Source organism: Adonisia turfae CCMR0081, from assembly GCF_011009555.1.
GTDB classification, from domain to species: domain Bacteria; phylum Cyanobacteriota; class Cyanobacteriia; order Phormidesmidales; family Phormidesmidaceae; genus Leptothoe; species Leptothoe turfae.
The window spans coordinates 484,607-493,257 of sequence record NZ_QXHD01000003.1; the positions used below are offsets into that span (position 1 = coordinate 484,607).

Genomic DNA, 8,651 nt, shown 5'->3' on the forward strand with positions numbered 1-8,651 from the left:
AAACGTTTTTCTTGGCCATGGAAACCAACGCTAGTGCTCATGTTCGCGTTGCTGCAGTTATCCCTACCTATAACCGTTGGCCAAAAACCCAGCGTTTTTTAGCACAGTTTAGCCACCAGACGTATACCAATCTCACTGTTGTTTTGGTGGATGCCAATTCTCCAGATGACACCGCTACTAAGGTACAGCAATACTATCCTGATGTTGTGTTGTTGCGAGTTGATAATCATCAGTATTGGGCAGGGGCAACCAATACAGGTGTTCGCTATGCTTTAGCTCATGATTATGACTATATTTTCACCATCAACGATGATGCAGTTGTGCCCCCTGAGCATGTCCACAGGTTGGTTGTCTTAGCTCAACGCTATAATATCCAGCTCTTAGGCAATCGCATTGATTATCTAGACTCACCGGGCAAAGTCTGGGCCTTAGGCACTCAGCTCACCTGGGGGACACCGAACTTTTTGCGCCTACGGTACCACGCGACAGCCGTTGAGCATCTGCCCGCCAGTATTATGGACCAAGACATCCTACCAGTAGACACGCTACCCGGAGATGGTGTACTCATTCATCGCAGTGTGTTTGAACAAGTTGGTCTATATCAGGCTAAGTTTTTACCCCATTACCATGCTGATTCAGAACTTGTTCTCAGAGCCAAAAATCATGGTTTCCAGCCCTACGTTGCTCCCAAAATTGTTCTACAAGACGATTTTTCCGCAGACCAAAAAAAACAAAATTTCAAGAGTTTAGCGGGGCTAAAATACGCCTTCTTTCATCCCAGGTCTCATCTGTTTGCACCAGCAATTCTTTACATTCTTTGGCGCTATTGTCCCTGGTATACCTATCCGCAAACAATTTTCTCCCTAGCTAGACGTCTGTTGCGATTGGGTGAACGCCGTGGATGGACGGAACGGCTCTGACGAGAGCTGTTTAGTCAAACGTTTAGCCTGCCAGCCCAGAAAATCAGTCCAGCCCAGCAAACGGCCAATCCCCACTTCTATATCGCTCAGCAGAAGCTTTATGCTCCACACCAACATGTAAACCAGGTTTAATGTCAGGGCTAGTAGAGAACCATGTTTGTGCAGAAAATACAGTTTGCTAAAGGTGGCATGGCGAAATTTGGCTCGGCGGTTGCGATGCGTAATCGCTGACACTTCGTGGTTTACCAACACTGCCTGGGTTACACCGATGGTGTGCCCTTGACGATAATATCGCTCACAGATTTCAATATCTTCGTAGTCTAAGAAAAAATTGAGATCAAATAGAGGACAGCTCTCAAACCGTTGCAAATTAAAAATCATGCTGCACCCCGATACCCAGCGGCTAGGTAATACTTTGACCGGTTGTTCTGTGGTGTCGGCATCTGGTAAACGATGCTTGAGAGAGCCTGTCCACCAATTAAAGCGACCTTGGGCAAACCATAAATCGTCTTTGCTAGCCCGAATACGGGTGCCAAGAATGCTGAGGCTGGGGTGCAATCTAAAGCAGTCTTCGATGTAGCTAAGCGCCTGGGGCATCAACAAAGCATCTGGATTAATCAGCCACACCCAAGCATTTGGGTTGTGCTTGTAAACATGTTCCAATCCTAAATTGCAACCACCACCAAACCCTAAGTTATCGGTCGCTGTGATGATAGTTATATTTTCAAATTCTTGCTGTAAGTCATAAACAGAATCGTCATCAGGAGAGTTATTGACAATAATGACTTGATAGGGTAACGAACAAGACGATAACTCTGTTATAGACCGTAATAGATGACGTAACAGGGCAGTGGAATAGTAATTGATGGATAAAAAATAAGCCATAGCTATCTACCTTTGTTCATCCATCAAGAGTCAGTCGTAATCCAGTCTGTAAAATGCAAATAGCTGGTTGAGCCTTTGCGTTGTATCATCCCATTCTATTAAAGTACGACCTATCAGGTGTGCGATCGCACCCTATCCGCTTTACCATCGGCATTATCTTTAGCCCTAGTGAATGATACAGTGCTTCAAGAGATAGGTTTTTTGAGCGGTTTACTGTGAACGTTATTCCCACTGATATCCCAGACGTTCTCATAATTGAGCCTCAAGTATTTGGCGATGAGCGCGGTTTTTTTTTGGAAAGCTTTAACCAAAAAAAATTTTCTGATGAAACCGGTTTGAATTGTCAATTTGTCCAAGATAATCATTCACGCTCCAGACAAAATATATTACGGGGCTTGCACTACCAGGTGCAGCAAGTGCAGGGCAAGTTAGTTCGCGTTGTGCTGGGTGAAATCTATGACGTGGTAGTCGATATCCGGCGTAGTTCAGATACCTTTGGGCATTGGGTAGGAGCTACCCTCAGTGCTGAGAATAAACGACAGCTATGGGTACCTCCTGGGTTTGCCCATGGGTTCTATGTACTCTCAGATTCAGCCGATGTGCTTTACAAAACCACTGACTATTATGCGCCACAGCATGAGCGCAGCATTCTATGGAACGATACCGATTTAGCCATTCAGTGGCCATTAGTTAGTCCGACTCCAGTGCTATCAGAAAAAGATCAGCAAGCTGTTCAATTTGCGATCGCTGAGGTGTTTGACTGATGAAAATTTTACTGTTGGGCTGTGAGGGACAGGTAGGACAAGAGCTAAAGCTAACATTACCTAGCTTAGGGGCAGTCATAGCCTGGAACAGAACTAATCTTGACCTGACTAACTTGGAAAGTATTGTCCCCGCTGTCGTTAACCAACAGCCTGACGTCATTGTTAATGCCGCCGCCTATACAGCAGTCGATAAAGCCGAAAATGAACCTGACTTAGCCCATCGCATCAATGCAGCGGCTCCAGAAAAGCTGGCTCAGGCAGCAGTAGCGTGTGGAGCGAGTCTAGTCCACATTTCCACAGACTACGTATTTGATGGTCAGCAAAACCGTCCCTATCAACCAGACACAGAGGCTAATCCTCTAGGGGTATATGGTCACTCCAAACGTGATGGAGAACTAGCCGTTCAAGCCACCACAGCACAAGCCGTAATTTTTCGTACAGCTTGGGTTTACGGAGCAAAAGGCAAGGGTAATTTTGTTAAGACGATGCTGCGTTTGGGAGCAGAACGAGATGAGTTGGGCGTTGTCTATGATCAAGTAGGGACCCCTACATGGGCCTACGATATTGCCCAAGCGATCGCAACCCTAATACCGCATCTCCAAAAAAACAACTTTGGTGTTTATCATTACACCAATAGTGGTGCTGTCAGCTGGTATGATTTCGCCGTTGCTATCTTTGAAGAAGCTAGAACATTAGGCTATCCTATTCAACTGAGCCATGTGCAACCGATTACCAGTGAGCAGTATCCAACCCCTTCACAAAGACCTGCCTACTCGGTGTTGGCAGGTGAAAAAATAGCCAAGGTTATTAATCAGACTGCCCCCCACTGGCGTACTAGTTTACGAAAAATGCTCAAAGAATATCATAGGTTTGGGGTATGAAGGCACTCATTCTATCAGGCGGTAAAGGAACCCGCCTACGTCCATTGACCCACACCGGGGCTAAGCAGCTAGTGCCCGTAGTTAATAAACCCATCCTCTGGTACGGTATTGAACAAATTGTTGCAGCAGGCATTACCGATATTGGTATTGTTATTAGCCCAGAAACTGGCGATGAAATTCGGGCTGTCACCGGTAATGGTGAGCGATTTAACTGCAAGATCACCTACATTCCACAAAGCAGCCCAGATGGACTTGCCCATGCTGTTAAAATTGCCCGTCCGTTTCTTGGTGACTCATCCTTTTTAATGTACCTGGGTGATAACTTGATTCAAGACAGTCTGATGAGATTTGTCAAAGATTTTCATCAGCAACAGCTTGATGCCATGATTCTGCTCAAGCAAGTCCCGAATCCAACAGCCTTTGGTGTTGCAGAATTAGATGAACAGGGAGGGGTGATCAAACTAGTAGAGAAGCCCCAAAAACCACCATCTGATTTTGCCCTCGTGGGAGTATATTTATTTGCATCAGCTGTACACGAGATTATTGCTACGCTACAGCCCTCTGCCCGAGGCGAATTAGAAATTACTGATGCTATTCAATCCCTGGTAGATAGCGGTAAAACTGTAACCGCTCAACAGCTGCAAGGGTGGTGGTTAGATACAGGTAAAAAGGATGACCTGTTAGAAGCTAACCAAATTATCTTAGATGCCACCCTGTCGAGTGAGATTTTAGGTGATATGGACGACACGACTAAAATTAGCGGGCGAGTCCGTATTGGTCGAGGTACCAAAATTTCCAACTGCACTATTCGTGGTCCTGTCGTGATAGGAGAGAATTGCCATCTTGAAAACTGTTTTATCGGTTCTTATAGCAGTATTGCCAATGGTGTGAAGCTAATTGATGTGGAGATGGATCATAGCGTGGTGCTAGAAGATGCTGTTATCCAGCAGCTACATCAACGAATTGTTGACAGTTTAATTGGTCGGCGAGCCAAGTTAGTGCATAGTCCTAAGCGTCCCAAAGCTTCCCGCTTTATGATTGGGGATGATTGCCAGATTGAGTTAGTTTAAGGAGCAAGAATTGAACAATAAAAATATACTCATCACAGGTGGTGCCGGGTTTATTGGCTCAAATTTTGTTCGCCAATGCTACAAGAGCTCGGTCAACATCATTGTTCTTGACGCCCTTACCTATGCTGGTAATCGTGTCACTTTAAAGGACTTGGAATCTCAAGATAACTTTATTCTTGTTACTGGTGATATCTGTGATACGCATCTAGTGTCTCAACTTCTAGTTGATCATTGCATTGACACTATTGTTCATTTTGCGGCTGAGTCCCATGTAGACCGTTCTATTTCTGGCCCTGCTGCATTTGTGCAAACCAACGTGGTAGGTACGTTTACTCTGCTAGAAGCCTTTCGCCAGCATTGGGAAGCCCAAGGAAAACCCAACCATTTTCGGTTTCTTCATGTGTCGACGGATGAGGTGTTTGGTAGTTTACGTGTGGACGATCCAGCATTTAGTGAAACAACATCCTATGCACCCAACAGCCCTTATTCAGCTTCAAAGGCCGGTAGCGATCATTTAGTCAGGGCTTACTTTCACACCTATGGTTTACCTACGCTGATTACCAACTGTTCTAACAACTATGGACCATATCAGTTTCCTGAAAAGTTGATTCCACTGATGTGTGTCAACATTCTTTTAGGTAAATCGTTGCCAGTGTATGGAGATGGCCAAAACATTCGTGATTGGCTGCATGTGGAGGATCATTGTCGGGCTATTGAAACGGTTTTGTTGAAGGCTAAACCTGGAGAAACCTATAATATTGGTGGTAACAACCAGGTCAAAAATATTGACATTGTTGAACAGCTTTGTGAGCTTATGGATGAGTTGGGTGGAGACTTGCCCACTCGACCGGCTAAGCAATTAATCACCTTTGTGAAGGATCGACCTGGGCATGACCGACGCTATGCGATGGATATTTCTAAAATTCAACGCGATCTGGATTGGCAGCCTGAGTATGACTTCGCTACCGGTTTAAGGCAAACGGTGCAGTGGTATCTGACCCATCTTGGTTGGTGGCAACCGCTATTATCACAGGATTATCAGCGTTACTATGCAGCTCTCTATGGTGATCGCGTAGAGCAATCGTAATCTTCGTGGCATCCCTGCGTACAATATGATGACGGTTGTGGGCAACCTAACCGTATTTCGTTGTAATTTTGTGCCTGGGAGATGTGGTGGTTAAAACAACATTGATTACCGGATTGACCGGACAAGATGGGTCTTACCTGGCAGAGCTTTTATTAGGTATGGGATGGTGCATCTCAGTTTAATGATCTAGCATTTCTAGCGTTGAGTAAGGGTTGAGACAAACTCCTAGACTTGGACAGGAGATTATCTATATTCAATGTTAGATGTACACTGAACAAAGTCTTAATGTTGATGTTTCTGACTATTCAGCAAGACCTATATTATGCATTAGCCTATTGGAGGTCTTGAACTAGAATATTGATTTATGATTGGTGGTGATTGTTTTGTGGGGCTTGTTTAGAAATGAAACAATTCATAGCTAAAATAGCTAATTCAAGAGCTATTTTTATGATTGGCTGTGGTTATCTATTTTTAGCATTTCTTCCCTTACACTGGCCCATTAACATTGGTCTAGATCCATCTTGGTCATATGGTATAACCCGTGCTGCTCAATCTGGAATGCAGTTTGGCAAGGACATTATATTTACCTTTGGTCCTTGGGGATTCTTGACCCATGGTGTTTCGATGGAGATTGTCTGGTGGCAGATCTGGCTATTTCGCACGATAGTTCACCTAATGTTTTGGGTGGTTTTTACACGTCTCATACTTACCACGGACAAATCTCACATTCTATATAAGTACCTGGCTATTTTTTCTATTGGCTTAATCTATTGTAGAGGTCTATCACATGATTATGAATTAGCGTATACTTTGTTAGCTTTGGTTACTCTGCTATTGCACAAAAAATTAAATTCTTTCTGGATACTTTTGTTAGGGGGATTAGCAGGTTTTTTAAGCTTAACCAAGCTCTCTCTTGGTATAAAAGCATTTCTTTTATTTCTCCCATTATTATACCCTAAGCTTGCTAATGGTGAAAGTCCAAAAACGAGTTACCTTGCTAGATTCATTCCTAACATTAGCTTTTTAATTGTTTTTATAAGTGCTTTCCTATTAGCTGGTGAGTTATTCGTTTATCCTGCGGAGTTATTTCAGAAAAGTATAAGATTTTCGCTGTTCTTTGTCTTAGTATCTCTATTACTAACAATTATTGTAACTTTCTTTAAAGCAAATAATCCTCTAGGTTTAAACCGTACATACGGTTTCAATTTCTTAAAAATCATAGAAGAGTTTAGTAAACAAAGTAAGAAAAGAGAATCTAGAGGGTTTTGGCCAGATTGGCATAGTCTTCTGGTTATTTCATTTGCCATATCTACCCTATTACTCTCGTTACTTAATCGAGATATCTATCGGTACCTTCACACGGCACTAGAGATAACCTCAGGATACTCAAGTGCCATGAGCGTCATTGGCCCTAGGCCAGAACTATTGTTCGGATTAGTTTGTCTGGTTTCGATTTTGTTTTATTGCCTAGAGCAAGCACGATTATCTCTGCAAAACCCTCGACTCATAGCTTACTTCCTATCAGTATTCTTGTTTTCTTGGTTTTCTTTTAAACATGGTTTTGTTCGTCAAGATGGACATATGTTTCTATTCTTTCACACCCTTCTAATAGTTATATGTACTATTCTGATGGTGCATCGAAATTCATTACAACCTTCTGGCAATACGCCTCCAATCAAAAGACCTTATAGAAGACCGTTTGTCCTTTGGATTATGGCATTCCTTACAGTCTTCTATCTTATTAATCCAAGTTTATTTGGTCGAGAGTTCGGTCAAGTAAACTTAACCTCATTAAGTCCACTTTCAGTCATTAGACGAGTTCAATATACAAGTGATATTTATGGCAAATATTTGATTGGGCAAAAACAATCTCAACGAAACTTAGAGCCGGAGGATTTAGGGGATTCTGTGCGGAATATTCTTGGTTCTGAAAGTGTAGATATTATTCCATGGGATATCGTTAGAGCTGAAAAAAATAATTTAAACTGGCAGCCGCGCCCAATTTTTCAGTCATATGCTGTTTATACAGACTTTTTAGATACTAAAAATTTAGAGAGCTTTCAACTTAATCCTCGCAAGTATCTGCTCTACGATTTTAAATCCATCGATGGAAGGCATCCATTTTTTGATGAGCCTAAAACACTAAGGTATGTATTATGTAATTATGACAAGGTAAGTTTAGATAAACAATCGAGTAGCTCTTTAATTTTACAGAATCGTTCGCTCGATAGTCGATGTGCAACTGATGGCTTACCAATATCTCAAGCTAAAGAATGGAATGTGCCAATTTCAATTGACGAGATGGATTCCGGCTTCACTACTGTAAAGGTGAAAGTTGGTTACACGTTACTGGGTAAGTTATACAAGCTACTTTTTAGAGCTCCCCCTACATATATAGAAGTTCAATATTATAATGGTTCAACGAGTCGGTACAGATTCATTCCTGAAAATGCTCAAGGTGGTTTAGTTATCAATCCTCTACCTTCATCTAGTGAGATGTTTGATTTGACATTTTTTGAAACAGAATCATACTCCAATAGCAATAAAGTTAGGACGCTTGAATTCTCTAATTCCAACTCGCTTCTTTATAAAAAGAGTTTGGCATTGGAGTTTAATAATTACTCCCTTGACAAAACTAATAGTTAGTCACGTTTAACTACGCTAGGGACATAAAAATCAGAAAAAAAGTTAGCAACAAAAAGTTAATGATGCCTGCTTTTTTATCTCTTAAAATAACTAGGTTTTTGCTTGGTGGTGGCTTAGCTGCAGCTCTCAACCTGGTGCTAATATTTATCCTTGTAGATAATGTTGGCTTTGATTCTGCTGTGCTGCGAAATCTAGCTAACATCATCTCGATGGAGATTTCGCTTGTTGCTAGCTTTTTTATCTATAGAATCTGGGTTTGGCCTGGTGGTTCCTGGAAAATTAAGCGGATACTCTTCAATCAGTTACCCCTCTATCATCTGTCTGCTGGTTTATCGATCCTATTGAGAACTTTAGTCATTTTTCCTGTTCTTGATTGGCTGGGTGTAAACTATTTGATT

At 42.3% G+C, this 8,651-nt stretch carries 8 protein-coding genes; 7 read left to right on the forward strand and 1 reads right to left on the reverse strand.

Annotation, left to right across the window (positions count from 1 at the left end):
* Positions 1 to 17: 17 nt before the first annotated feature.
* Positions 18 to 920 carry a glycosyltransferase family 2 protein gene (locus DXZ20_RS02760; RefSeq protein WP_163696278.1) on the forward strand — a complete coding sequence of 301 codons (903 nt, stop codon included), beginning with the start codon at positions 18 to 20 and terminating at the stop codon, positions 918 to 920.
* Here the strand turns inward: DXZ20_RS02760 and DXZ20_RS02765 are convergent.
* Positions 864 to 1,805 (reverse strand): glycosyltransferase, encoded by a 942-nt coding sequence (locus tag DXZ20_RS02765; RefSeq protein WP_163662345.1) that lies wholly within the window; start codon positions 1,803 to 1,805, stop codon positions 864 to 866. The two genes, DXZ20_RS02760 and DXZ20_RS02765, sit on opposite strands and share 57 nt — an antisense overlap.
* A gap of 215 nt (positions 1,806 to 2,020) precedes the next feature.
* On the opposite strand from DXZ20_RS02765, the gene rfbC reads away from it, so the two are divergent.
* The 6 genes from rfbC to DXZ20_RS02795 all read left to right on the forward strand — a co-directional run.
* Complete coding sequence (gene rfbC, locus DXZ20_RS02770) at positions 2,021 to 2,569, forward strand: dTDP-4-dehydrorhamnose 3,5-epimerase (RefSeq protein ID WP_163662343.1); 549 nt, start codon at positions 2,021 to 2,023, stop codon at positions 2,567 to 2,569.
* Positions 2,569 to 3,450, forward strand: coding sequence for a dTDP-4-dehydrorhamnose reductase (gene rfbD, locus DXZ20_RS02775; protein ID WP_348918535.1), 882 nt, complete (start codon positions 2,569 to 2,571; stop codon positions 3,448 to 3,450). Before rfbC ends, rfbD begins: the two co-directional genes overlap by 1 nt.
* Positions 3,447 to 4,520 carry a glucose-1-phosphate thymidylyltransferase gene (locus tag DXZ20_RS02780; RefSeq protein WP_163696281.1) on the forward strand — a complete coding sequence of 358 codons (1,074 nt, stop codon included), beginning with the start codon at positions 3,447 to 3,449 and terminating at the stop codon, positions 4,518 to 4,520. Before rfbD ends, DXZ20_RS02780 begins: the two co-directional genes overlap by 4 nt.
* Positions 4,521 to 4,530: 10 nt before the next feature.
* Positions 4,531 to 5,607, forward strand: a complete 1,077-nt coding sequence (gene rfbB / locus DXZ20_RS02785) for a dTDP-glucose 4,6-dehydratase (RefSeq protein ID WP_163696282.1) — start codon at positions 4,531 to 4,533, stop codon at positions 5,605 to 5,607.
* 402 nt (positions 5,608 to 6,009) lie between these two features.
* Entirely contained in the window at positions 6,010 to 8,253 is a 2,244-nt protein-coding gene (locus tag DXZ20_RS02790) for a hypothetical protein (RefSeq protein WP_163696284.1), read from the forward strand.
* A gap of 59 nt (positions 8,254 to 8,312) precedes the next feature.
* Positions 8,313 to 8,651 (forward strand): GtrA family protein (locus DXZ20_RS02795; protein ID WP_250565574.1); only part of this gene is annotated, 339 nt, incomplete at its 3' end.